Source organism: Leptolyngbya sp. UWPOB_LEPTO1 (assembly GCF_017302695.1).
GTDB lineage: Bacteria > Cyanobacteriota > Cyanobacteriia > Leptolyngbyales > Leptolyngbyaceae > Leptolyngbya > Leptolyngbya boryana.
The window spans coordinates 49,183-74,818 of record NZ_JAFLCJ010000015.1; the positions used below are offsets into that span (position 1 = coordinate 49,183).

General features: G+C 48.3%; 24 protein-coding genes and 1 tRNA gene. 13 read left to right on the forward strand and 12 right to left on the reverse strand.

What is annotated here, in order from left to right; all coding sequences use genetic code 11:
• Positions 1-16: 16 nt before the first annotated feature.
• The 3 genes from J0L70_RS21105 to psbZ all read right to left on the reverse strand — a co-directional run bounded on the left by J0L70_RS21105 (position 17) and on the right by psbZ (position 2,196).
• On the reverse strand, positions 17-1,033 hold the full coding sequence (locus J0L70_RS21105; RefSeq protein ID WP_017290890.1) for a sulfate/molybdate ABC transporter ATP-binding protein: 1,017 nt from the start codon (positions 1,031-1,033) through the stop codon (positions 17-19).
• A gap of 150 nt (positions 1,034-1,183) precedes the next feature.
• Positions 1,184-1,759: a 6,7-dimethyl-8-ribityllumazine synthase gene (ribH, locus tag J0L70_RS21110; RefSeq protein ID WP_017290891.1), complete on the reverse strand. Its 576-nt coding sequence runs from the start codon at positions 1,757-1,759 to the stop codon at positions 1,184-1,186.
• Between the two features lie 248 nt (positions 1,760-2,007).
• Positions 2,008-2,196 (reverse strand): photosystem II reaction center protein PsbZ, encoded by a 189-nt coding sequence (gene psbZ, locus J0L70_RS21115; RefSeq protein ID WP_017290892.1) that lies wholly within the window; start codon positions 2,194-2,196, stop codon positions 2,008-2,010.
• A gap of 99 nt (positions 2,197-2,295) precedes the next feature.
• Here psbZ and J0L70_RS21120 point away from each other — a divergent pair, with 99 nt between their 5' ends.
• The 4 genes from J0L70_RS21120 to J0L70_RS21135 all read left to right on the forward strand — a co-directional run bounded on the left by J0L70_RS21120 (position 2,296) and on the right by J0L70_RS21135 (position 7,469).
• On the forward strand, positions 2,296-4,941 hold the full coding sequence (locus J0L70_RS21120) for a CBS domain-containing protein (protein ID WP_287455766.1): 2,646 nt from the start codon (positions 2,296-2,298) through the stop codon (positions 4,939-4,941).
• Between the two features lie 26 nt (positions 4,942-4,967).
• On the forward strand, positions 4,968-6,140 hold the full coding sequence (locus J0L70_RS21125; protein WP_287455767.1) for an aldo/keto reductase: 1,173 nt from the start codon (positions 4,968-4,970) through the stop codon (positions 6,138-6,140).
• 151 nt (positions 6,141-6,291) lie between these two features.
• Positions 6,292-6,843, forward strand: coding sequence for a pantetheine-phosphate adenylyltransferase (gene coaD, locus J0L70_RS21130; RefSeq protein ID WP_190648490.1), 552 nt, complete (start codon positions 6,292-6,294; stop codon positions 6,841-6,843).
• Positions 6,753-7,469, forward strand: a complete 717-nt coding sequence (locus J0L70_RS21135; RefSeq protein ID WP_268179885.1) for a F0F1 ATP synthase subunit B — start codon at positions 6,753-6,755, stop codon at positions 7,467-7,469. Before coaD ends, J0L70_RS21135 begins: the two co-directional genes overlap by 91 nt.
• A gap of 62 nt (positions 7,470-7,531) precedes the next feature.
• Here J0L70_RS21135 and J0L70_RS21140 read toward each other — a convergent pair whose 3' ends face one another.
• Together J0L70_RS21140 and J0L70_RS21145 are read right to left on the reverse strand one after the other, a co-directional pair.
• Positions 7,532-7,963, reverse strand: coding sequence for a hypothetical protein (locus J0L70_RS21140; RefSeq protein ID WP_287455768.1), 432 nt, complete (start codon positions 7,961-7,963; stop codon positions 7,532-7,534).
• 53 nt (positions 7,964-8,016) lie between these two features.
• Positions 8,017-8,334 carry a c-type cytochrome gene (locus tag J0L70_RS21145; protein ID WP_287455769.1) on the reverse strand — a complete coding sequence of 106 codons (318 nt, stop codon included), beginning with the start codon at positions 8,332-8,334 and terminating at the stop codon, positions 8,017-8,019.
• A gap of 89 nt (positions 8,335-8,423) precedes the next feature.
• Between J0L70_RS21145 and J0L70_RS21150 the strand changes: the two genes are divergently transcribed.
• Positions 8,424-8,921: a sterol desaturase family protein gene (locus J0L70_RS21150; protein WP_017290899.1), complete on the forward strand. Its 498-nt coding sequence runs from the start codon at positions 8,424-8,426 to the stop codon at positions 8,919-8,921.
• A 17-nt stretch (positions 8,922-8,938) separates the two neighbouring features.
• Here the strand turns inward: J0L70_RS21150 and J0L70_RS21155 are convergent, their stop codons facing one another.
• Positions 8,939-9,271: a DUF5615 family PIN-like protein gene (locus J0L70_RS21155; RefSeq protein ID WP_017290900.1), complete on the reverse strand. Its 333-nt coding sequence runs from the start codon at positions 9,269-9,271 to the stop codon at positions 8,939-8,941.
• Positions 9,268-9,492 (reverse strand): DUF433 domain-containing protein, encoded by a 225-nt coding sequence (locus tag J0L70_RS21160; protein WP_017290901.1) that lies wholly within the window; start codon positions 9,490-9,492, stop codon positions 9,268-9,270. Before J0L70_RS21160 ends, J0L70_RS21155 begins: the two co-directional genes overlap by 4 nt.
• A gap of 113 nt (positions 9,493-9,605) precedes the next feature.
• Between J0L70_RS21160 and J0L70_RS21165 the strand changes: the two genes are divergently transcribed.
• From J0L70_RS21165 to miaB, 5 genes are all read left to right on the forward strand, one after another.
• The gene (locus J0L70_RS21165) at positions 9,606-10,451 is read left to right on the forward strand and encodes a GDSL-type esterase/lipase family protein (RefSeq protein WP_017290902.1); all 846 of its coding nucleotides are present in this window, start codon (positions 9,606-9,608) and stop codon (positions 10,449-10,451) included.
• A gap of 39 nt (positions 10,452-10,490) precedes the next feature.
• The gene (locus J0L70_RS21170) at positions 10,491-11,696 is read left to right on the forward strand and encodes a 4-hydroxy-3-methylbut-2-enyl diphosphate reductase (protein WP_287455770.1); all 1,206 of its coding nucleotides are present in this window, start codon (positions 10,491-10,493) and stop codon (positions 11,694-11,696) included.
• Positions 11,693-12,448, forward strand: a complete 756-nt coding sequence (locus J0L70_RS21175; protein WP_287455771.1) for a DUF6816 family protein — start codon at positions 11,693-11,695, stop codon at positions 12,446-12,448. Before J0L70_RS21170 ends, J0L70_RS21175 begins: the two co-directional genes overlap by 4 nt.
• Positions 12,449-12,778: 330 nt before the next feature.
• The gene (locus J0L70_RS21180; RefSeq protein WP_017290905.1) at positions 12,779-13,096 is read left to right on the forward strand and encodes a slr1957 family protein; all 318 of its coding nucleotides are present in this window, start codon (positions 12,779-12,781) and stop codon (positions 13,094-13,096) included.
• A gap of 80 nt (positions 13,097-13,176) precedes the next feature.
• Positions 13,177-14,529, forward strand: a complete 1,353-nt coding sequence (miaB, locus tag J0L70_RS21185) for a tRNA (N6-isopentenyl adenosine(37)-C2)-methylthiotransferase MiaB (RefSeq protein WP_017290906.1) — start codon at positions 13,177-13,179, stop codon at positions 14,527-14,529.
• Between the two features lie 3 nt (positions 14,530-14,532).
• Here miaB and J0L70_RS21190 read toward each other — a convergent pair.
• From J0L70_RS21190 to J0L70_RS21205, 4 genes are all read right to left on the reverse strand, one after another.
• Positions 14,533-14,617, reverse strand: a tRNA-Ser gene (locus tag J0L70_RS21190).
• Positions 14,618-14,740: 123 nt separating this feature from the next.
• Positions 14,741-15,364 carry a hypothetical protein gene (locus tag J0L70_RS21195; protein ID WP_197693229.1) on the reverse strand — a complete coding sequence of 208 codons (624 nt, stop codon included), beginning with the start codon at positions 15,362-15,364 and terminating at the stop codon, positions 14,741-14,743.
• Positions 15,365-15,530: 166 nt separating this feature from the next.
• Positions 15,531-17,147, reverse strand: coding sequence for a CHAT domain-containing protein (locus tag J0L70_RS21200; protein ID WP_287455772.1), 1,617 nt, complete (start codon positions 17,145-17,147; stop codon positions 15,531-15,533).
• A gap of 63 nt (positions 17,148-17,210) precedes the next feature.
• Positions 17,211-19,331 carry a PP2C family protein-serine/threonine phosphatase gene (locus tag J0L70_RS21205; protein WP_287455773.1) on the reverse strand — a complete coding sequence of 707 codons (2,121 nt, stop codon included), beginning with the start codon at positions 19,329-19,331 and terminating at the stop codon, positions 17,211-17,213.
• Between the two features lie 139 nt (positions 19,332-19,470).
• On the opposite strand from J0L70_RS21205, the gene J0L70_RS21210 reads away from it, so the two are divergent.
• The 3 genes from J0L70_RS21210 (at position 19,471) to J0L70_RS21220 (ending at position 22,615) form a co-directional block, all read left to right on the forward strand.
• Complete coding sequence (locus tag J0L70_RS21210; RefSeq protein WP_268179866.1) at positions 19,471-20,517, forward strand: ligand-binding sensor domain-containing protein; 1,047 nt, start codon at positions 19,471-19,473, stop codon at positions 20,515-20,517.
• A gap of 77 nt (positions 20,518-20,594) precedes the next feature.
• Positions 20,595-21,377 (forward strand): 3-methyl-2-oxobutanoate hydroxymethyltransferase, encoded by a 783-nt coding sequence (gene panB, locus J0L70_RS21215; RefSeq protein ID WP_017290911.1) that lies wholly within the window; start codon positions 20,595-20,597, stop codon positions 21,375-21,377.
• A gap of 197 nt (positions 21,378-21,574) precedes the next feature.
• On the forward strand, positions 21,575-22,615 hold the full coding sequence (locus J0L70_RS21220) for a fatty acid desaturase (protein ID WP_017290912.1): 1,041 nt from the start codon (positions 21,575-21,577) through the stop codon (positions 22,613-22,615).
• 95 nt (positions 22,616-22,710) lie between these two features.
• Here the strand turns inward: J0L70_RS21220 and pgmB are convergent, their stop codons facing one another.
• Positions 22,711-25,617, reverse strand: coding sequence for a beta-phosphoglucomutase (gene pgmB / locus J0L70_RS21225; RefSeq protein WP_287455774.1), 2,907 nt, complete (start codon positions 25,615-25,617; stop codon positions 22,711-22,713).
• Positions 25,618-25,636 lie beyond the last annotated feature (19 nt).

Consider the following 25,636-nt stretch of genomic DNA (forward strand, 5'->3'; position numbering starts at 1 on the left):
TTGAATCGAATCTTGATTAAATCGAATAATAGAGCGGGAAAGATTTTGCGTCTTTGGGTCTGACATACACCCGTTGATCAGGAACAAGATTCAACTCATCAAAGCGATCGCGGGTCAGATGTGCCGACACGACTTGTCCATCATCCAGCGTCAGTTCCGCCTGAATTTCCCAACCTAAGTGAATCAATCGCGTCACTCGCGCAGCAACCGTCGAACCATTTGGAGAGGTTTCGACTAATACATCATGTGGTCGCAAGAACATCTCCGGATGCGCCGAATCAAAGCCATTATTTTGAAAAATTCTAGACGAACTGGGCAGCACGTTCACTGGGCCAATAAAACTCATCACAAATGCGCTCGCCGGATGATCATACACATCGGCAGGCGTACCGATTTGTTCGACTTTGCCCTTATTCATCACTACGATTTCGTCCGAGACTTCCATCGCCTCTTCCTGGTCGTGCGTCACAAACACGGTCGTCACATGTACCTCATCATGGAGTCGCCGCAGCCAAGCCCGCAGATCTTTGCGCACTTTCGCATCTAAAGCTCCAAATGGCTCATCTAATAACAAAACTTTCGGCTCTACTGCTAATGCTCGCGCCAATGCGACCCGCTGCCGCTGTCCTCCGGAGAGTTGAGACGGATAGCGATCGCCCAATCCCGTCAACTGCACTAGTTCTAAAAGCTCGTCCACACGGCGTTTGACCTTTTCAGCATTCATTTTGCGAATGTCCATGCCGAATGCAATATTGCGCCGCACGGTGAGATGCTTAAATAAAGCATAGTGCTGAAACACAAAGCCGATATTGCGATCCTGAACACTGCGATCGGTCGCATCTTCGCCCGTGAGAAAAATTCGTCCTGAATCTGGACTTTCCAATCCTGAGATCAGCCGCAGCAGCGTCGATTTACCTGAACCTGATGGCCCTAGAAGTGCCACCAACGAGCCACTTTTGATTTCCAAACTGACCTGATCTACGGCCTGGAAACTGCCAAATCGCTTAGAAACGTCCTGTACTACGATACCCACGGCATTGACCTCGAAAGGGAATTCCCACTTTCTTGATAAGATTACTGTAGTTTTATAACATAATCCCGCGATCGATTGGTTAAAGGAATCGCAAAAAAAAGACATCCCCGAAAGAGATGTCTTGAAAACATTCAACCACAAACCTAAAACTTAATGGACATTGTTGCCCGTGGAGTCGGAATGAGACACAGGCAGCGTATGCGGGAGAGACGAAGAGAGAGAAGGATTGAACTGCTGATTGTTCACACTGCCCTTGACTTGTCGCATAAGACTTGCCATCTCCAGCGCGCTCATACCATATTCCCAGCCTAAATTGCTCTTGATGCCAGCGCGCTCTAAAGCTTGCTGCATCGTATCAGTCGTCAAGACTCCAAAAATGACAGGTACGCCAGTCTGAAAACCTGCCGCAGCAATCCCTTTCGAGACTTCTGAAGACACATGATCAAAGTGAGGAGTTTGTCCCTTGATCACAGCCCCCAAACAAATGACGGCATCATATCGCCCTGACAGCGCAAATTGGCGTGCCACTAGAGGGAGTTCAAATGCACCTGGAACCCAGGCATAATCAACCTGTGTGCCATGCGGATCAACATTGATTCCGTGGCGCTTCAGGCAATCTTGACAAGCTTCTAACAAGCGGGTGGTCACGAGGTCGTTAAATCGCCCAACCACGATCGCAAACCGCAGAGATTCGGTCTGAGAGAACGTTCCTTCAAAAATTGTCATCGTTTGAATCTGAGTATCAACACTTCAATAGCTACCAGTTTTCCCCAAAGAGAGTTTCTCCGAGGATTCACTTAAATTTAACTTGGGAACTTAGGCTTTGAATAGTGCTGATCGCTCTATTTATTTAGATTTTACATTTGAGTCCACAGATTTTAGAGTTTCTTCTCCGTACTAACACTGAGAGATCTTCAAGTAAACTCAAAAAACTGGGGACGAACCCCAAGTTCCTCCCCAGTATACGCATGAATTTAGATCACGAGATAGTTTAAAAGCCCGACCACAATCACCAAAGCAAACCAGATTCCGGAGCCAAGATAGAGTAAGCGCTTGGAGGTGTCCCAGTTTTGGGGGGAAGCGTAAGCGACAGGTACGCCAACGACCATGATGAACGAAAATAAAACGAGTGCCAACAATGCGAGTTGGAAAATGAATGTCATTTTTCTCTCCCTAAAACAGCGTTTGTGAGTGTCTCAATTTCTTTTTATAAATAACCGAGACGCGATCGAAAAGTCCTGATTAGTACGTTATCAGAAAACATGGACGTGATTCTATGCCATACAACAGCGGATTTTGATACCCTCGGCGCGGCTGTTGGGGTGAGTCGGTTACGTCCGCAGTCTCGCATCGTTTTGTCGGGAGGAGCGCATCCTCCAGTTCGAGATTTTTTGGCGCTGCATCGAGATGAGTATCCGATGATTGAACGGCGGTCGGTCAAACCCGAATCGATTCGATCGATTACGGTCGTGGATGCTCAAATGCGCGATCGCTTAGGCAGTACGGCTGTATGGCTCGATTTGCCACAGGTGGAAATTACTTTATATGACCATCATGTTGAAGTCGATCGGGATATTGTGGCTGAACAAACATTTTTTGATGCTGTTGGCGCGACCACGACAATCGTGGTCGAACAGTTGCAAGCGGAAGAAATTTCAATTACACCGATCGAAGCAACCGTTATGGCATTGGGAATTCATGTCGATACGGGGTCGTTGACATTTGATCATGCGACGGCGAGAGATGCGCTCGCGCTCGGTTGGTTGATGCAGCAAGGTGCAAGCTTAAAAGCGATCGCGCAATATGTCGATCCAGGGTTATCTCCACAGTTGCAGTCACTTTTGAGCACAGCCATGGAGCATTTACACACTCAGGAGATTGAAGGGAATACGCTCGCCTGGGTAATGCTCGAAACAGAGGAATTTGTGCCTGGATTGTCGAGCTTAGCTTCGAGCTTGATGGAGTTGACCGAAAGCGATGCGCTTTTACTTGGGCATCGCTATTCCAGAGGGACAGGAGAAGCCTTAACCGTAATTGGAAGATCTAATATTGACGGGACGAATCTGAATGACCTCTTTCAACCCCAAGGCGGGGGACATGCAAAAGCCGCTTCGCTGAGTGTGCGAGATGTCGATGCGGAGGCATTTCTCGATCGCTTAATTGAACAATTCAAGGCGCAGATTCCCAAGCCTTTGAGTGCGCGCGAATTGATGTCTTCACCTGTGCGGACGATCCGACCTGAAACGACGATCGAGGATGCACAGCGGATTTTGTTGCGGTATGGGCATTCGGGATTGTCGATCGTGAATCAAGAGGATCAACTCGTTGGCGTGATTTCCCGTCGAGATTTAGACATCGCGCTGCATCATGGGTTTAGCCATGCGCCAGTGAAGGGCTATATGGCTTCAAATTTGAAGACAATTACACCAGAGACTTCACTCCCAGAGCTCGAAGCGTTGATGGTGACGTATGACATTGGCAGGCTTCCAGTTTTAGAACAGGGAAACTTAGTTGGCATTGTCACGCGCACGGATGTGTTGCGGCAATTGCATCAGGGCAAAAAAGAACCTGAGAAAGATTTGTTTCCACTCCGGTATCTCTTGAGATTGGAGCGATTTGCAGAACCGTTTCAGAAGCTTTTGACGATCGCGGCTCAAGCCGCCGCAGAACGGGGATGGCATCTTTATCTAGTGGGCGGAGCCGTTCGAGATCTGTTACTGGCTGATCCGTCTGAACCCGTCGCGCTCAGTGATATTGATTTAGTTGTGGATGGCTTTCATCAAGCGGCAACGGTTGGAGCAGGAGTCGAACTCGCTCGATCGCTACAAGCTCTCTATCCTCAAGCCCGCTTAGAAATCCACGGCAAGTTTCAAACGGCGGCACTCCTTTGGCATAACGATGCAGAACTCGATTCACTATGGATTGATATTGCAACGGCACGAACTGAGTTTTATCCTTATCCAGCGGCGAATCCGGAAGTTGAAGCTAGTTCAATTCGGCAGGATTTATATCGCCGCGATTTTACCGTCAATGCTTTGGCTTTGAGATTGACCAATCCGCGATCGAGTGAGCTGCTCGATTTCTTTGGGGGAGTGTTGGATCTGCGATCGCGGCAAATCCGAGTGCTACATGCGAATAGTTTCATTGAAGATCCAACTCGAATCTATCGCGCCGTTCGGTTTGCTGTGCGATTGGGATTTGTCCTTGAACCCCAGACCGAGGGCTATATTCGACATGCGATCGACAGTGGTGTGTATGAACAGCGCGATCGCATTGTTCCAGCATTGCAAACTCGACTGAAAGCAGAACTGAAATACATTTTGCAAGCCCCGTACTGGAGGGCAGCCATTCGCAAGCTCGCTGATCTGGATGCTCTTACTTGTATTCACCCGACGCTCAAGCTAGATGCAGGTCTGTGGCGACAAATGAGACTTGCAGATTGGTTACAGCGATGTGACATGACCATTCCGCATTGGCAAATTTTGCTCGAAGTGTTGATTGCGAAAATTGACGATCGAGCAAACTTTGCTCAAGCCTTACAGCTTCCCGCAGATGCGATCGAGCGGCTGGCAAATTTAGCAGAAATTGAACGCCAGTTAGAGCAATTGCCGCACTGTGAAAAGACCAGCCAGATGGTGCAATTGCTCAAACTGTTTAGCTCAGAAACACTGATATTAGTTGCCGTCAGAAGTTCAAGAACCATCCGGCGATTGATCTGGACGTATTTCTCGCGCTGGTCATTGGTCAAAGCACCAATTGATGGAACAGATCTCAAAGCCTTGGGATACAAACCTGGAAAGCAGTTTAAGCAAATGTTAGACGACTTGCTAGCAGCAACGCTTGACGGAGAGATTAGCGATCGTTCACAAGCTGAAGCCTTTCTACACAAGCGGTATCCGTTAACATAGGGTCTGAACTTTTAGGCGATCGACGAATGCTATATCGACGTTTTGGACGCACCGAACTGCAAATGCCCGTTTTTTCCTGCGGAGGAATGCGATATCAGTTCAAATGGCAAGATGTTGCGCCGGATGAAGTCCCCAACGATCAGCAGGCAAACTTAGAAGCGACAATTCGACGATCGTTTGAATTAGGGATGTATCACATCGAAACGGCTCGCGGCTATGGTTCTTCTGAAATGCAATTGGGCAACATTCTGCCAAAATTGCCCCGCGAGAAGCTGATTGCTCAAACCAAAGTTGCACCTGTGGCAGACCCAAACGAATTTAGAAAAACGTTTGAGACTTCACTGAGCTATTTAAAACTCGACTATGTTGACCTGCTCGGACTGCACGGCATTAATGACACGGAAACATTTGAAGATGCGCTTCGCTGTTTAGACGTAGTGAGATCGCTGCAAGAACAAGGCAAAGTTCGCCATGTCGGATTTTCGACACATGGTTCCACAGAAATTATTATCAAAGCGATCGCAACCAATCAATTCGATTACGTCAATCTGCATTGGTACTACATCAATCAACTAAATTGGAGCGCGATCGCAGCCGCAGCCGCTCACGATATGGGCGTTTTTATCATCAGTCCGACAAACAAAGGCGGCAATCTGCACGAGCCTCCAGCTAGGCTAAGAGAACTTTGTGCGCCGCTTTCTCCAGTTGTGTTTAATGATTTATTCTGCCTCAGTCATTCTCAGGTTCATACCTTGAGTATTGGAGCCGCGAAACCGACTGATTTCGATGAGCATTTGAAAACATTGGCGTGGATAGATCGCGCAGATGAAATTCTGCCTCCAATCATTCACCGTCTAGAGCAAGCCGCGATCGAGCGATTGGGAGAAGATTGGTTTAAGCGGTGGCACGTTGGCTTACCCTCGGTCGATGAAACTCCTGGACGCTTAAATCTTCATACAGTGATCTGGTTGAGAAATTTAGCGATCGCTTACGATTTAGTCGATTATGCGAAGATGCGCTACAACCTGCTGGGTCAAGCCAGCCATTGGTTTCCGGGCGCGCGCGTCAGTGAAATTGATCTAGAAGCATTGCGCCCTGTTTTACAAGACAGTCCATTTCGCGATCGCATTCTCGACGTTCTGCGTGAGGCTGATCAACTGCTGGGAGGCGAAACCGTGAAACGTCTATCGCAACAATAGAAGAATTTCTCGATCGACGCTCCTCATCCATCCGTAAACATCGAAACGAAATTAGAAATTTCTGCAAATTTAAACGTGCAAACTTTTTCGGACAGGGTAAAGTAAGGAGATTCTGTTTTATTGCCCTCAGTGCAGGCACTGAATTTTTTCTGTGATTGCGATCTATCCTGGCAGTTTTGACCCGATTACATACGGACATCTCGACTTAATTAAGCGAGGTGCGCTGTTGTTCGATCGAGTGATCGTCGCCGTTCTGCGAAACCCTAACAAAACTCCGCTCTTTACTGTTCAACAGCGTTTAGAGCAGATCCGGATCGCAGTCCAGCACATTCCCAATGTGGAAGCCGATAGTTTTGAGGGCTTGACTGTAACTTACGCTCAACTGCGAGGCGCATCTGCCCTCTTACGAGGATTACGAGCCGTTTCCGACTTTGAGATGGAGTTACAAATGGCACACACCAATAAAACATTATCGACTCAAATCGAGACGGTATTTCTTGCCACCTCGAACGAGCACAGTTTTCTGAGCAGTAGTGTTGTTCGAGAAATCGCCAGATTTGGTGGTTCGATCGACCATCTTGTTCCTACCCATGTCGCCGAAGATATTTACCGATGCTACGCCAAGAATCACCCAGTATCAGCCCTGACGGATTCACCGCTCCCGAACGCCGCAACAATGGTGCAAGAGACGTGCAAAGAGTAGGAAGTCTCGATATTCAAAGAGAGTTGAATCGGCTGGAGGAGATGATTCTCGACAGCCCCAGAATTCCGCTATCGCGTCGCACGCTGATTGATGAAGAGCAGTTTCTCGATCAGTTAGATCTCGTCCGGTTGAGCTTGCCCGAAGCATTTCATGAAGCGGTCGAAATTGCCCGTCATCGAGATGAGATTCTCGATCAGGCAGAACAGTACGCTCAAGAAATTGTCGAAGAAGCAGAACGGCGAGCGGCTCAACTGATGAATGAGTCCGGCATTATTCAACGGGCAGAGCAAGAAGCGCAGCAGATTCGCCTCTCGGTACAGCAAGAATGTGAAGCCGTCCAACAGCAAACGATCGCTCAAATTGAGCAGATGCGTCGCCAAGCTCAGCAAGATCTAGAAGAGATGCGTCGCATGGCGATCGAGGAAAGCGAAGACGTGCAGAATGGGGCGGATGAGTACGCTGATAAGGTGCTGCGCGACATGGAATCGCAGATGACAGAGATGCTAAGAATTGTCCGCAATGGTCGGGCACAGTTGCAAATCAATCAGCCGCAACCACAACAAGTTGCTCCACCCAAACCGATGCCGCCGAAGGGCAATCCAGAACAACGGAAGCCGCAGCAGTAGAGTGCAAAGCCGAATCTGTCGCGAAGATTGAGTTTCGGCTGCACTCAATGCGGGGATTCGTCTTAACCTTGTCCTGCTTTCAAATTCGAGAGCATTTCAACTGCATCTCCTAATGCAGTCGTTAAGCTTTTGCGCGTTTCGCTGTGGCTGAGTTGTTCAGCTTGCAGATCTTGGGCGAGTTGATTGCGATCGCTCCACACTTCAATTAACTTCGCCTGAAGCTCTGAAACGGTTTGCATCTCAAAAATTTCGGATTCTACTTCAGTTTCGGAGGCATACGAAGCAGTTTTGACACGATCGAGTTCTGCGTGCAATTGAGCGATCGCATCTTGTAGTGCAAGAACTTCAGAACGGCGTTGTTCTGCTTCAATCTCATAGCGTCTGCGCCAATTATCAGCACTCGCATGAGCAGCCTGCTCTGACGCTTGGGCTGCCTTGACTTGTTGCTGTAGGTCTTTAATTTCTTGCAGCCAGCCAACAACTTGTTGCGACATCTCTGTATCCTTATGTAATCCTGTGTTCAACACGATACATCAAGATTTCAGTTTCAGTTCCAGTTTTGATGGGCGCGATCGAGAACATATTCGGCGACGGATTGAATTTCCGATTCGCTCAAGCGATCTTTGTAGGCAGACATATTTCCTTTCCCATTGGTGATAATTGCTACGATCGTTTCGACTGTCCCGTATCCATTCTTTTCTAAGGCTTTGAGCTTCAACGTTTTTCCGCGTCGAATAATGTTGCCGCCATTTACATGACAGCCTGCACATTGAAGCTCAAATAACTGTGCAGGTGAATTGTCTGCCCAAGCTGGCGAGGAAAAAAGTAAAACAGCACTTAAGAGAACGGCAATGAATTTCAGCATTGAGGTTGCGAATCAGTTTTCTGGATTTTGACATACTCCGGATTTCTTCGGCACAATAGCAAATGTTGTGAGGAAATCAGGAGCTTGTCGTGATCGGGAAAATTGCTATTGGCGTTGCGTGTTTTGCGATCGCGTTTGTTCTCGCGAGTCTGGTCGAGTACTGGGTGCACCGACTCATGCACAAGCCTTACAAATTGGGCGAACGGCATCGCGATCATCATCGCCGCAATGAAGGGCAAGGCGTGATTTGGGAGTTTTTTGATTATCTCAAAGGCACGATTCTGATTATGGGATTGTTGTTTTTTGTGTCGATCGAGGCTGGCATCGGCTGGTTCTTAGGCGGATTAGTTTACGCTGCGTTTTCTTCTTACGCGCATCAACTCCAGCATGAAAATCCGACGAAATGTTTTTGGATGAAGATGCCTGTACATTACGTGCACCACAAATATGGCATGTGGCATCACAATTTTGGCTTAGCTGTCGATTGGTGGGATCATGTGTTTGGAACTTATAAGCTCGTCGATTGGTTGACAGAGCAAGAATTGAGCCAACCGGAACGGGGATATTTAGAACTGCGTTGGCGGTAGGGTTGAAGCGAGTGAACTTAGTACAGCGTTAGTATTCCAAGATTGGGATCTGCGCTGAACTGAATCATGTCTTCGTAGTGCGATCGCAAAATCTCTTCAATTTGGTGAGTTGGGCAATTTCCTCGTCGAATCCAAATTACCTTGGGTGGAAATCCTTGCAAGGTAATCAACTCACTGAAATCTGAGTCTCTAGTGACAACTGTGAAATGATTCTGCTCCGCATATTGCCAGAGGATGCGATCGTCTGCTTGATCCAGTCCCAGGAATGAAACGTGCTGAGAGTCAGGATACAAATCAGCAAGCCGTTGAACTAATCGAGGCGAGAGATTTTGATCAAACAACAATTTCATGCTTGAATTGCCAGCGTTTGACGTTCACGCTCAGCGGCATAACTTAAGCAAGCCAGAATATCTTCATGGGTCAAATATGGGAAATCGTCTAGGATTTCTTCATAAGTCATCCCTGAAGCCAAGTAGGACAAAACATCATAAACGGTGATTCGCATTCCCCGGATACAAGGCTTGCCACCGCGCTTCCCAGGCTCGATGGTAATAATGTCTTGATAGCGCATAGGTCGCTTGCCTACAAAATTTCTTCCATTTTAGTATCTTCTAAATTTCTTTATTAACAGGGGGATTTTGGGCTATAAGATCCGACAGTGTTTTTTATACAAAGCGAATCATCGTGGCAGTGTCTCCGATTTCTAAAACCGTTCCAGGTTGGGTTTATCTATCTGTTGTCACCAATGTCGTATTCGGCACAACGTTAGGATTGTGGTTCTTAGGCGATCGCTATTTCACTGAAACGTTGCTCTATCCCCCCGCCGCTCGGACTGCAACCGTTGCAAAAGCAGTTGAAACCCCAGAGATTGTCGCGCAAGCTGCTTCGATGCCGTTGGGTCGATCTTTGACGTATCAGGATTGGGTCGATCTGCTTGAAAAAGAAGCGAAAGCCATGATCAAACGAAAACCCGATCGCTTAATCGTGATGGCAGGAGATTCGCTGACGCTTTGGTTTCCTCAAGATCTGCTACCAAGCGATCGCACTTGGCTCAATCAAGGCATTTCTGGTGAAACCGCGTCGGGCTTAGCAAAACGCTTGAAACTCTTTGATCAAACGCAACCCGAAGCGATCTTCGTCATGGTCGGAATTAATGATTTGCTCAAAGGCAATTCTGAGCAAGAGATTCTCGATGCCCAAGCCGACATCATTGCTCAATTGCAGAAATCTCATCCCAAATCAAAAATTGTTCTTCAGTCGTTGCTGCCTCGTGCAAAAGAAGAAATTACCACTGCCAATGCAACTCAGGTTGAAGCCCTGTCAAATGCTCGAATTTACCAATTTAATCGCCGTTTAGCCGCATTAGCCGATCAAACCAAGGTTGAATTTCTAGATTTGCAGCCGCTTTTTGCTGACAAAGAAGGATTTTTGCGATCGGACTTAACCACCGATGGCTTGCATCTCAGCACCCAAGGATATTTAGTTTGGCGATCAGCAATTCAAACTTTCAATCAATTGGCGCTGCGTTAGTGTTTTATGATCGGATCGTAGGCGCGAGGAAGTTGTGAAATGGATACCAAGGCGTTTAAGCGATCGCTCAATAGTTCTGAAAATTATCACCGCAAAGGATTCGGACATGATGCGGAAGTTGCAGATACTATGCAGTCCGAATATCAGAGCAACTTGATTCAGGAAATTCGTGAGCAAGCTTATACGCTCAAACGAGGCGATGTGACGATTCGACTGGCGCAAGCGTTTGGCTTCTGCTGGGGCGTTGAACGCGCTGTCGCAATGGCTTATGAAACCCGCCAGCATTTTCCAACCGAACGGATCTGGATTACCAATGAGATTATTCACAATCCCTCGGTGAATCAGCGATTGAGAGAAATGAACGTCTTGTTTACGCCTGTTGTGGCTGGGCAGAAAGATTTCTCAGAGGTTGCAAAAGGGGATGTCGTAATCTTGCCTGCATTTGGGGCAAGCGTGCAGGAAATGCAGTTATTAAACGATCGCGGTTGTACGATCGTCGATACCACTTGTCCTTGGGTTTCTAAAGTTTGGAACACCGTTGAGAAGCACAAAAAAGGTGATTACACCTCGATCATTCACGGCAAATACAATCACGAAGAGACGGTTGCAACCAGTTCGTTTGCTGGAAAGTATTTGATTGTATTGAACCTCGCTGAGGCGCAATACGTTGCTGATTACATTTTGAACGGGGGCGATCGCGAAGAATTTCTGACCAAATTCAAGAAAGCGACTTCTGTTGGGTTTGATCCCGATCGTGATTTAGTTCAAATCGGCATCGCGAATCAAACCACGATGCTCAAAGGCGAAACTGAGCAAATCGGCAAATTGTTTGAACACACGATGCTGAAGAAGTATCCGCCGAATGAATTGAATCAGCATTTCTTGAGTTTTAATACGATTTGCGATGCGACTCAAGAACGGCAAGATGCAATGTTCGATCTCGTCAAAGAGAAACTGGACATGATGATTGTGATTGGGGGTTACAATTCTTCGAATACAACACATTTGCAGGAAATTGCGATCGACTACAAAATTCCGTCTTATCACATCGATAGTGTGGAACGGATTCTGTCTCGCGATCGCATTGAGCATAAGCCACTGCACAAAGATTTGGAAATCGCTGAGCATTGGCTACCTGAAGGCGAAATCGTTGTAGGTATTACTTCTGGAGCTTCGACTCCCGATAAAGTTGTTGCAGACATTATTGAGCGAATTTTTGAATTGAAAGCGGCTGTTCCAGCATGAAATCGGTTCGATGCAGCTTCCTAAATCTTTATAAAATTCTGCTGTGTAGCTTGATTTGGCTTTTCACCTGCTTTTACACGACTCCAGTGTGGGCAGGTGCATTGTCCGATCGCGTTTCTGCTTACCCGGATTGGCACAATAAACCGCCCGTTTCTCAAGCGACAGGCGATCTGATCTACCCCGATTGGATCGCGGGAACTTGGCATGTGAAAAGCACCTTAATCGATCTCGTTGCTCCCCTCGCTCCTAAAATTGTCACGCCAGGATTCGAGAGTAATCGGCAATATGTGAATCAGCCGATCGAATTTGATGTGCGATTCAAACCGAATCCAACCCAAGTCGTTGCCGATCGCGCTTTTAACGGATTGAATATTGCGCGGGCATATTTGGGCGATCGCGCTGTACTTTCCGTCAAAGTTGATCCAAATTCTCCGAATAAACAAATTACCGTTTTGAGAGACGATCGCATTCTGACTTCAACGATTACAGGTCGAGCGATCGAGACTCCTGATCCCAAACAATTCATTACGAGCGAGATTTTTCAACAAGTCTTTAGAAGTACATCTCAACCCTACTTAAACCAGGTTGAAACCACGACTGCCTATCAGTTTGTCGATGGAAAAATTGGCGCAGATCAAATTACTGCTATCTATCTTTCGCCGCAAGATCCTGACTATTTCAATGCAGGAAATACACCTGTCGCATTGTATCGATATCGCCTAGAATTCTCGCCACTCAAAATAAGTAATTAGACTCATCAAAAAACTTAATTTCTGTTGTGAATGTTACAGATAATTGCTGCTTAGTTCCAAAGTAAACTTTAATTTCTTACGCTAGAAAGGCAAGCATGAGTTTGTTATTCTCACGATACAGATCAAGGAGTTGTTACTCTCACAGTTCCTAAAGATCCGAGGCATCGAAGTTTTCTGACCCTTTTTAACTATTCCGTTTTCGTGAGTGTTAGCGAGCCACGTGCGGCTCTCTCACAAAATCTGATTCATGACCGCGATTTGAAGAAGTTGCTGATCTTGAACGATCGACAACTCTATTTTTGACTTTTGAACCCCACCCGATTTTTAGAGATGAACCCTTACTGCGAACAATGGATTGCCGATTGGTGTCAAACAAATGGCTGGACAGACTGGTTTAGAGAACGCTCCAGCTATTGGGCATTTCCGCCCAACTCTGTCATGCCTGTTCCGATCCCCAGCTCAGTTTTACACGCCATTAAAGCTGAAAAAGGCTTGAGCCAGGACGAACGATTCTGGAGCTTAAGTGCATTGGTAGGAACGGGTCTTGCCGCAGCTTTAGGATTCGCGATCGCGTCTCCGATGCCTTTATTAATCGCATTTGTGGGATGTGCAATTGTATTCGCGCAATTAGATAGTGAAGAAGTTTAGATGAGGCAGAAGCTTCGGGATGCGAGGCTTCTGTCGTATTCAGCTAGAATGGGTATCTGTCAAAGATTTCGAGAACGCCCATGACTGCTGCTCGCCGCTATCACATCACGACGTTTGGCTGCCAGATGAACAAGGCAGATTCCGAGCGTATGGCTGGAATTCTAGAAACAATGGGCTTTGAATGGTCAGAAGAAGCCAACGAAGCCGATCTGATTCTCTACAATACCTGCACGATTCGGGACAATGCAGAGCAAAAAGTTTATTCCTATCTCGGACGGCAGGCACAGCGGAAACAAGAAAATCCGAATTTGACGATCGTCATGGCCGGATGCGTCGCACAGCAAGAAGGTGAAGCCTTACTGCGACGAGTGCCCGAACTCGATTTAGTCATGGGACCGCAATATGCCAACCAGCTCGAAGATTTGCTGGAACAGGTTTTTAGTGGTCAGCAAGTCGTTGCGACTGATCCCATTCATATTGTCGAAGACATTACAAAACCGCGACGCAATAGCGATGTCACGGCTTGGGTGAATGTGATTTATGGCTGTAATGAGCGTTGTACGTATTGTGTCGTTCCAGGTGTGCGTGGGGTCGAACAATCTCGGACACCGGAAGCGATTCGAGCGGAAATTGAACAGCTTGCAGCCCAAGGGTACAAAGAAATCACCTTATTGGGTCAGAACATTGATGCGTATGGGCGAGATTTGCCGGGAGCCACTCCAGAAGGACGACATCTGCATACGTTCACAGATTTGTTGTACTTTGTGCATGATGTACCGGGTATCGATCGCATTCGATTCGCAACCAGTCATCCACGCTATTTCACAGAGCGTTTGATTCGAGCTTGTGCGGAATTGCCGAAAGTGTGTGAGCATTTCCATATTCCGTTCCAATCCGGCGATAACGATGTTTTGAAGGCAATGTCACGCGGGTATACGCACGAACGATATCGTCGAATCATTGACACGATTCGCGAATATATGCCAGATGCGTCGATTAGCGCTGATGCGATCGTTGGATTCCCAGGTGAGACTGAAGCCCAATTTGAGAACACCTTAAGTTTGGTGCGCGATATCGGATTTGATTTGATCAATACAGCGGCATATTCTCCACGTCCCGGAACTCCTGCGGCAGTTTGGGAGAATCAGTTATCTGAAGAAGTCAAAGCCGATCGCTTACAACGATTGAATCATTTGGTGTCGCAAAGCGCCTCAGAGCGATCGCAGCGATATGCAGGACGAATTGAAGAAGTACTGGTAGAAGCTCAGAATCCGAAAGATCCAACGCAGGTGATGGGGCGGACGCGCGGAAATCGGTTGACGTTCTTTGCAGGCTCTATCGACGAACTCAGAGGTCAAACCGTCAAAGTGAGAATTACCGAAGTAAGATCGTTCAGTTTGACGGGACAACCTCTGATTGAGGCTCGTCTGTAGAAACGGAGAGGGTGGGATTCGAACCCACGGAACCTTTCGGTTCATTCGATTTCAAGTCGAACGCATTCGACCACTCTGCCACCTCTCCAAGGGACGTGTATTATCTTATCCTATTCAGGCGATTTTGGATTGATTTCCAGCAAAAAGCCGCGATCGCTTTCAAATACGATCGCGGCTTTTTCGTTCAGTTCAATTTAGGAGTGGGGAACGATTAGTCTTGAATTTCTTTCAAGGCATATTGCGCGATCGCCAAAGTTAACCGCGCCTGCTCGGTTTCTGACAATTTCGCCCAATCGGTCGATTTTACGCTCTGTTCTTCGCCGCGCATCGAATATGCCAAAGGACGCGCCAGCACGTGTAAATCATCTTCTGCCCACTGCGGCAATGCTTCTTGTACACAAAGTACCAACTGATCCGCCAGACTTGCTGAAGAGTTTGCCAACTTCTCAGCCTGACGCGCGATCATATTCAGAATCGCCTGCGGCACAGTTGCAAACTTCTGAGCCAAAGAAGCTTCCAGAGTTGGAGCTGCGAACAAGGTATCTAAATGAGAGAAGAACGCATCGGCACGATCGTTGAGTTCGGATTCTGGCAGCGCATCGAGCGAGAACTTTTGATCTAAAGCATTAAAGAAAGATTCCGCCTCCGCATCGGCTGGATTCCACGGATAGGCAATCTTACTTTGAGAGACTTCCGCAATTTCAACTTCGACCGTCTCAACATTGCCTGGCTCATTCCACCGCACTGTCACGGCTTCCGAGTCAAGCAACGCTGCTGCGAGTGCCTGCCGAAGTTGGAGTTCGAGAGAGTTAGAGGGACTTGCTTCGTGTGCCATGACAATATTCCGCATCGAGTGAACTAAGGGTGGGTATGTTTGATGGCTATGACTTCAAGCCGATCGTTACCAGTTCCGTAACTGACCTCACAATTTACGCGAATTCTCCTAAAATTTCAAAGTTCTTAGGAGAGAAGAGTGGGGGGTGGGGAGTAGGGAGACCTCCCTAATTCCGTCCGTCCGCAGGCGAAACCAAAAATTCTAAAACCGAATTCTGCGAGCCACCAAACTTAATTTGTGCCCCAGATTGTAGTGGCACTTCATAATTATGGACTTTCTGCCACCCTTTTGAGGTAGAAACCCAGGTTCCATACCGGGAAAAATCGCGCAGAAAATAACTGGGTTGCAGCGTGTCTGGGTTGGCACTGCGGTAGAAAATTTCCGCATGTTTCCGGGACACTCCAGGTTCATTCGCCAAGACTAAATCATTCTCAGCACTCATTCCGACGCGCATTAAGCCGCCCCGAATCGTCCAAACTTTGGCATTTTCTAGCGATCGAATCGAGGCGACCGGATTCTGCATTCCTAACTGGCTCGGCGTATGCGGAATTTGCGTGAGTCCTTCTGCGATCGGCTTAATTAATTCGCCATCAAATTCAGGGTGCATGTACAAAACAGGCAGCGTCCAAGCTTGATGATTAAACCGAAATAAAGTCAGCAAATGTTGACGTGCAACAGCGACAGCTTGATCGATCGGCATCCGTTCTGACAATGCCTGAGCAAAAGTCGCGATAAAACTCAGCGCTTCTTGATCCGTAATCGAATCCCGCATCGCCAAAACTGCTGGAACCCCATGATGCAGCAAAACTTCCGCCAAACTGCTCCGGGGAATCGTTTCTGCCCCTTGCTGCTCGGGTTGTGCGCCCCAGCAGGCATTAAAAACTGCCAGTTTCACATGACAACGAGTCAGAACCTGCGCCAATTCTGTCCCATTCATCGGCAGATTCGGACGAAGGAATAACAAGCCGCCATCTGGAGCCGGAACCCCGTGACCTGCATAAAACAGCACATTATATTGACCGCTTTCCAAGCGATCGATTAATTCCCCCGAAGTTGGCTGTAACAACGTATCGACAAAACAAGGCGCAGCTAGGCGATTGATTCCCTGTCGCTCCTTGAGAATTCGGGTCAGCGCGCTTGCTTCTTGCTCAAGTTTGAGCCGTTTTAATTCGTCGCCGCTTTGAGACAGGTCGGGAGCCGCATCTTGTCCTAAAACCAGTAAAACATTGAGACTCGACTCCGATCGCAAAACGGGCAAAGCATCCACATCGCTCGTCGTGCGGCTAAATAAAAGCTGCTGACTCAACGAAATTGCCTGCTTTCCGGCATCAGGCTGCATAATCTCCCACGGCAGTGAAATCAGATCCGGATCGCGCACTTCTAAACGCAATCTCAGCGCTTTTCCTTGCCCTTGAGCGATCCCTTGACTGCGGTTAAGGCTACTTTCAATCACGCCATCAAACAGCCATTGCCACAAATTGATGCCCAGATTCTGCATCAACCGCGCACCTCGCGAAATTGGCTGTCCCACAGGTGTTTCGGCTACCTCGATGGGAGGAGTACTCACCTGGGAGATATGCGGCACATCCGGAACCCCGCGCGTCGAAAACATTTCTTGCCACGATCGCCAATGTTGTTTCAGTTCAGCCGTCCATAGACAATCGCGTAAGAGATAGCCGCCTCGGTAAGGGGCTTCGATCACATGAATTGCAAAATGTTCAGCTTGAGAGGCGCGTAATCGTGCGATCGCTAAACTTAGGCAAGGAAGGTCAGACGGTGACATGAATCGGCAAAGGCTGGGTTAACACTCCGGAACTTTAATCTTAAAGGCTATCCGGTAATTAATCTATGGCGTAGCCGATGGGTTCTCTTTTGCAGACTCAGCAGCAGACTCAGCACAAGCTCCAATCTGGTCAGGTTTGGGGGAGATGCGGGTGAAATTCGCGATCGCGCTTTCTCTTTGCCACCCCATATTTCCTAGCCTAACTGAGTTCACCAGTTTCCCCTCAGTCGGCAGCGTACACACTTTCAATCTCAACCAATTCGATTGATCCGAAGTCGATCGCTGTTGTCCGACAACTTGCAGAACGGTTCCAGAAGACATGCGACCCAGAATCTCATTTGCCGTCTCAGTCGATTGCGCAGCATTTTTGAACAGCGGCAGACCTGCTGTTTGATCTGCGGTCTGAATTTGGATAAATGAACCGGAAGTCAGCGGAGTCACAGTCGGAGAAGCGGGAACTGGCGGCACTGTCGCAGAAGGCACAGGCATTCGATTGGTAAAACGAGCAATCAATTCTGGAGCAAGCAGAGTCGCGATCGCACCTGCAATGCCCAATAATGCCAATACGATGAACAAAACTTTGAACCAATTGATCCGACGGGGTTCTGCAATCTGAGTTCTCAATTGAGACACTTCGCGAGCAGCCAGCATTTGAGTGGGCTGAGCTAAAGCAGGCGAAATCGTTTGAGCATTCTGCGATCGCCGCGATTCTTTCGTTTGACAATGAATCAAACCGACCGTGACATTATCGTGACCGTTGCGCGTGTTTGCGATATTGATTAATTGCTGTGCGGCTACAGCCACATCAATCTTCCCGTCTAGAATCGGAGCAATTTCGGTTTGCCAAACTTCTTCGACCCGATCGTTGTCACTCAATCCGTCTGAACACAGCAGATAGACACAATCCTCATCAAGAATCAATCGCTGTACGGTGGGGCGCAAATAGCTCGAACTCCCCATCCCCAAAGCTTGCACTAATGATCCCGCAGAAGAACGCTGTAACGCATCTCGGTATAAGGAATATCCCAAGCGAGCCTCACGCGACGCAACATCATCATCTAAAGTGACTTGATAGCAGCCCTTGCGAGTAATGCGATAGGCGCGACTATCCCCCACATGCGTGAGATAGAATTCATGCCCTCGAACTAATCCCATGACCACAGTCGTGCCCATGCGCTGCCGTTCTTGCCGCCGTTCCGCATCGTTCTGTTCGGAGATCGCATCATTCGCCTCGCACACTGCGGCTTCTAATTCCTGCTCAATCTCATCCGATTGAATCGCTTGAACTTGGCGCGCGATCGTCTCGATCGCTAAATGTGAGGCAACCTCTCCACCCTCATGCCCACCAATCCCATCACAGACAATCACGAGATTCGTCTTTGCCTTCGTTGCACTCGGTGGATAGCACGCATCTTCGTTACTTTGACGGCTCGGTCCTTGATCGGTCGCCGTTGCAATGTGAATCTGGCGAGTTTGATATTGGGCTTGATGGGCGATCGCTTGATCCAAGACTGAAATTAACGACTCAATACTCGAAATCTCTCCGTCAACTAAGTTCTGGCAGATTTGCTGAAAGAAATCCGCGATCGCAGAGTGCGGCTGCCAAGTTGTCCACAATTCTCCTAACTGCGTCAGAGCGGGAGATTGCCGATCAAATCGCAATTCCAACAGTCTCAGGGTGTCGCCATCGGCAAACAGTTGCTTCGGATCAAGCAAAGTTGAAGCAACGTTTTCAACACTCAATCGTTGCCAGAGTCGCGCAATTTGCTCAAGAAAATGTAATTGGCGAAATCCAGAACTTGCATTCCACACTTGAGTTAAAGCAGGCATGAGTTGCCCATCTGTGGTAATCGGAGCCGATTCGAGCAGAATCAGATCAGACAAAACAGCATAAGGCTGAGGAATCGTAGGGCGCTCTGCCATCAAATGCAAATAGGGTTCGAGTTGGGGAGGAACCTCGACTGGATTCGGTGGAATTCCGGGTTTGGTATCTAGAACAATTTGGGATGATTTGAGCAAATAGCGATCGTCGAGCCGTTCACCAGGCTGACCTGCTTTTACCCCCATGACCCAGAGATAGCGTTTGGGAATCCGAGTTTGGCAGTGATGGCAAAACTCCTGAGTGACGGGGTTGAGCGCCTGACAAAAGTAATTCGGGCATTGCACGATCGGATCAGTTTGCATTGACAAAGTGGCATGTGATTTGCTCAATTCATCACTCTAGCAAGTTTTGCCCTCGGTCGGAGATAGCATTTCCGAGTTTCCCCGCGTTGCGATCGCAATTTTCTGAGGCACAATAAGCCAGATTTTAGTGAGATTGGCTATGTCTTCCGTGTTCCGCCATCTGGGGTTTGCTTCGCTGATATTGGGGTTATTGGTATCGATGCCAAAATCGATCGCAAACCCAGTTTCTTCTACACCCTCTACATTTGTGCCAACGGCTCCACCCCCCGTTGCTCCCCCGCTGAAAGAGAATTTCGTTCAACCTGATTTCCGGATTTCCGCGCTACAACGCGATTTTCAAGGCAATCTCTGGCTGGCAACCCCGCAGGGCGTAAGCCGGATTAATCCCAACACAGGACGGGTAATCTCTCAGACGAAATTGCCGAATCTGTCGATCTCGGCATTGGCGCAAGATAAAGTCGGACGCATTTGGGTCGGTACAGCAGAAGGGCTGTTTCGCATCGATCCAAAAACCAATACGGTCACAGCACAAACTCTGACGCTGCCCTCGAACCGGGTGTTGTCCTTATTAGTTGATCGTCGTGGCTTTCTCTGGGTCGGCACCGATTCTGGACTTGCCCTGATTAGTCCGGATCAAGGCTTAAAAATGACGACGCTACAAAATCTGCCTGGGATTAGCGCTAATGCTTTAAGTCTTGATCCTGAAGGTCAGCTCTGGGTCGGGACGTTGGACGGCTTGGTTCAGGTCGATACAGCAAGTGCGAAAATTTTGCACCGGATGAGTTTAGAGGAAGGAACAGCACAGTCTTTAGCACTCGATCGACATGGTTCACTGTGGGCAGGAACCACCAGCGGACTGGTAAAAATCGATCCGTTGCAGCGCCGCCGCTTACGATCAGTAACTCAACTCAGAGGACGCGATATTGTCTCAGCAGGATTTGACGGGGTTGGAAGCATTTGGGTCGGCACAAGCGCTGGACTCTTTCGGGTCAATCCTTACAATGGCGCAATTATCGGTCAAGTTCCTCATCTTCCCTCGAATCAAGTCATGTCTCTCGCGCCTGACACGGGCAATAAATTGTGGGTCGGAACAACCGAGGGTTTGGCTTGGGTCAGTATGACCACTTATCAAACAAAGCCGCATTTGATGTTCAGTCGCAGTGTTGAAGAGAACCCCTCGGAATAATGTCCAGTCGCAGCGTTGAAGAGGAACTCCTAGAATTAAGATAGATCTTCAACTCTCTTCATTCTTTCGGAGTTCTGATGCTCATTACGCCGCAGCATTTGATTCAGTGGAAACAGCAAAACAGAGCGATCGCAGTTCTCACAGCTTGGGATTATGCGATCGCTTCAATTCTCGATCGCGCTGGAATCGAAGTGATTCTGGTCGGGGATTCGCTCTCCATGGTGGCACTTGGGCATGAGACAACTTTGCCGTTAACGCTGGATGAAGTGATTCATCATGCAAAAGCAGTGCGGCGCGGCGTGAAAGAAGCCTTGTTAGTCGTCGATTTACCGTTTCTGACGTATCAGGAAAGCTGGCAGCAGGCGATGCATTCGGCAGGACGAATTTTGAAAGAAACGAATGCAGGCGCAGTCAAATTAGAAGGCGGCTATCCCGCGATCGCGGAAACTGTCGCTCGATTAGTTCAAGCGGGCATTCCTGTCATGGGACATGTAGGATTAACGCCGCAATCAGTCAGACAGACGGGATTTCGTCAGCAAGGTAAATCGCACGAGGCGGGAGAAAAGATCGTAGCCGAAGCGATCGCGCTGGAGCAGGCAGGGGCTTTTGCGGTTGTGATCGAGCATGTTCCAGCGGATTTAGCCAAAACGATTACGGAGAGTCTAACGATTCCCACGATTGGAATCGGCGCAGGAATTCATTGCGATGGACAAGTGCTGGTGACCTCAGATGTTTTGGGATTAGGAACTTGGAAGCCGAAGTTTGCCAAGACCTATTTGGATCTGAATGCGTTGATTACGCAAGCGGTGCAAGAGTTTGGGGAAGAGGTACGAGCGCACAAGTTTCCGCCTGAAACTTGAGCGATCGCGGCTTGAGATCACTCCTCCTCGATCCCAGAATCGTGATATAACAATTAAGGTTTCTTTACAGAAAACAACACTGACTCACAGAGTAAGTCGGGCTGGGGATTTCAGCCTGATTTTTAGTGGCAAATTTCGGTCGAAACTTGCCCTACTTATTGTGGTTATTACAGTCCTCCCGGAGAGAAGAATCGCTCATGACGGTATCGCTCACGCCCGATTACACAACCCTCACCAGTCCCGACACGAAGCTTCGCCTAAAAGACATTATCAAAACTTTGCCCCGCGAATGCTTTCAGAAAGATATGCGGAAAGCTTGGACTGCCGTTGTGGTCAATGTTTTGATGGTTGGTCTGGGGTATTGGAGTATTGCTGCTTCCCCTTGGTTTCTTTTGCCGATCGCGTGGATTTTTACAGGAACTGCGTTGACCGGATTTTTTGTGATTGGGCATGACTGTGGACATCGATCGTTTGCACAGCGCAAATGGGTCAATGATCTCGTCGGTCACATTTTTATGGCTCCGTTGATCTATCCCTTCCACTGCTGGCGGATTGGGCACAACCAGCACCATAATCACACCAACAAAATGGATGTGGATAATGCGTGGCAGCCTTGGCGGACAGAGGTTTATGACAACCTTGATCCGATTACGAAGACCGCTTACACCACGACGCGCGGACGCTTATGGTGGCTCGCTTCGATTCTGCATTGGGCTTTGGTTCACTTTAAGCTGTCGAACTATAAAACTCGCGACCACGGCAAAGTGAAATTGTCGATCGCAGTTGTCGTCGCATTTGCCGCCATTGTATTTCCGGCTTTGTTCCTCACGGTTGGGGTTTGGGGCTTTGTGAAATTCTGGTTGATGCCTTGGTTGGTCTATCACTTCTGGATGAGCACGTTCACCTTGGTTCACCACACCTTGCCGGATATCCAATTCAAAGAGCCGGAAGAATGGGATGCAGCACAGGCGCAACTGTTTGGAACGGTGCATTGTGATTATCCGAAGTGGGTTGAGTTTCTCTGCCACGACATCAATGTGCATATCCCGCATCATCTTTCCACTGCGATTCCTTCTTACAATTTGCGATTGGCAGACAGCAGTTTGATGAAGATTTGGGGATCGAAGTTGAGACGATATCAGTTCTCTTGGGGATTGATGAAGGAGATCACAGATCAATGTCATCTGTATCATCCTGAAGAGGCTTATCAATCGTTCAAGTCTTACGCGAACAAGTAGATTTGAGAAATTGAGTTAAAAAGCGCGATCGACAGATGTGTCGATCGCGCTTTTTTAGTTCTCTAGGCAAATTGAACACTCATATTTCGGGTGTGCTATCGAATCAATTCAGCCGTCCGCTCCGCCTTTGCAAGCTGCTGCAACTTTCCCCGCAGATCCGCCCAATGCACATTTTCCAAACTCGATAAAACAACATGAGCCTCACCGACCCGCTCAACGGGTCCGAGTCCGACTGCCCACATGCCTGCTGCCAGCGCTGCTTCGATGCCTGCTGCCGCATCTTCAAACACAACGCAAGCCGCAGGATCAACTCCTAACTCGTTTGCCCCAAATAAAAATAAATCCGGTGCAGGTTTGGGACGCTCTACACTATGTCCATCGCCAATCACATCAATGTATTCTGCAATTCCGAGCTTCTCAATCACCGGACGCGCATTTTTACTCGCAGAGCCTAACGCAGTTTTGACTCCAGCTTGTTTGATCTCTTTCAAGAAATCTAAAACGCCGGGGAGTAAATCCGTCGGTGAGATTGCGTCGATCGAGTCAACATAGTACTGGTTTTTGCGCTCCATCATGTCTTCGATCTGAGCTTCACTGTAAACACGATCGCCGATAATCTTCATCAAAGAAGCTCGGCGTGAAATGCCTCGCAACGCCTCGTTGGCTTCGCGATCGAAAGGCAAGCCCTCTTCATCCGCTAATCGTTGCCAAGCTCGATAGTGATACTCAGCCGTATCGGTCAAAACACCATCGAGATCAAAAATCACGCCTTGAATGTCAGAAGAAGTCATAGTTCTTTTGGGGGTTGTAGGATCTGCTCTCAAATCAAATTCATGCCATTGATCGCGCCAGTGAATGCGGAATTTCAACCGTGTCCAGCCCGGAGGTAAGTGAGGATGAGCAAAGGGTTCTTCGCCAAATTGCACGCCTCCAAAACCGAGAACAACAGCTTGCCAGATTCCGCCTGCCGACGCGCCGTGAATGCCATCGTCCGCATTGCCGCGAGTATCTTCAAGATCGACCATCACAGCTTGCATAAATCGATCGTAGGCTTCAACCGTATTATTCAAATCCGACGCAAGGATGGCATGAATCGCAGGACCCAAAGATGAGCCGTAAGTAATATCGGTGCGAGGCGCATAGTAGTTCCAATTTTTCTCTAGCGCTTCGAGAGAATAAGGAGACTCTTGAGATTGCCGCATTAAGTACAGCAGCATCAAGACATCCGGTTGTTTGAGCACTTGAGCTTTGTCGGCTCCCGCGATCGTTAAAATTTCCTGCATCGATTTCGTGCGCGGCTCGTAGTCCTCCAGATTAATATCTTCGAGATCAAAAAAGCCATCGCATTGCTCGATCAAGCCCGAGGGATGGCTGTGAATAAACATATTCGTTGCAATGTCTTGCCAGCGCGATCGCCGTTCGGAGGTAATTTTTAAGCGATCGCACAATTCGCCTAATTTCTCAGGTTGCGTCTGTTTCAGCCAATCATAAATATAAATCGCTTTTTCCAGATGCCATTGCGCCATGCGATTCGTGAATGTATTGTTATTCACGTGCTCATGGTACTCATCTGCACCAATCACTTCCCGAATTTCATAGCGTTCATAGCGAGTACTCCACTCAACACGGCTCATCCAAAACACAGCAGTATCGAGAATGATTTCTGCGCCATAGTCGCGCATCCATTCATCATCTTGAGTCGCTTGCCAGTAGTACCAGGACGCATAGGCAATGTCTGCGCTGATATGAATTTCGCGATCGCGACACCAAATCCGAATATCTTCGCCATAAGGATCTTTTGGCAATGCCCAACGTGGGGTGACTTCATCACCTGTATCCGCGCTTTCCCAAGAGTACATTGCGCCTTTGTAGCCGTAGTAAGTCGCTTTCCGACGCGCCCCTTGAATGGTTCGATAGCGGTAGGTCAATAGATTGCGAGCAAGATGCGGCTGAGTGAAGGTAAAGAACGGCAGAATAAAAATCTCGGTGTCCCAGAAAACGTGACCGCGATAGCCAAAGCCTGAAAGGGTTTTCGCGGGGATGCTCACTCGATCGTCATGGCGCGCAGCGGCAATCAACAACTGAAATAGGTTATATCGCACCGCCAACTGAGCGCGGAGATCGCCTTCAATCACAATGTCGCTTTGCTGCCACGCTTCTGCCCAGCTTTGTTCGTGAGCATCAAACAAGTCTTGATAGTTGGTCAAAGCGGCGAGCTTACTTTGAGCGGATTGAACCGGAGATTCCACCTCGCGAGACGTGTAGATGGTGATCAAATTCTCGATCGTAATCGTTTGCTCAGCCGGAGCCGTAAAGGTCGTCGTCAAAGTCGGATAACCCGGAACATTCGTGACTTGGACATTTCCCTGCGCGCCACTCAATGACAAACTTGATGCCATTGCCAGTTCAATATGAGACGTTCGCGTGCGGACTTGCAACCAAACGCCATGCTCGGTTTTCCCCTGTCCTAGCTGTTCCCAATGGTTGAAGCCTTGGTTTTCTGGATAGCCATTGATACTCGCTTGCACTTCCACGATCGCATCTGCTTCTAACGCAGTGATTTGGCAGCGCAACCCGACCACATGCTCATCGGCAAGACTAGCAAATCGCTCAAAATGCAGCCGGATGGTTCTGCCACTCGGACTGCGCCAGTGAATCGTTCGACTCAGAACGGCTCGGCGCACATCTAACTGACGCTCATAACTCAGAACTTCACCTTGATCTAAACGAAAGCGATCGCCATCGACAATAATCAGCAGTGGCAGCCAATCCGGACAATTGACCAGTTCGGTATAGACAATCGGAACGTCATCATACACCCCATGAATTAACGTAGCAGGCTGAGATTGAGCATAGCCTTCTTCAAAGCTGCCACGGGTTCCAAGATAGCCATTGCCGATCGTAAAAACGGTTTCGCGCGAATTGAGCAATTCGGGGACAAATTCCGTTTCGATAACTGTCCAATCTGTGTAGACCAAAGGCGAGCGGTCGATTTGAGTCATGATGCAGGTACTCCGGGAA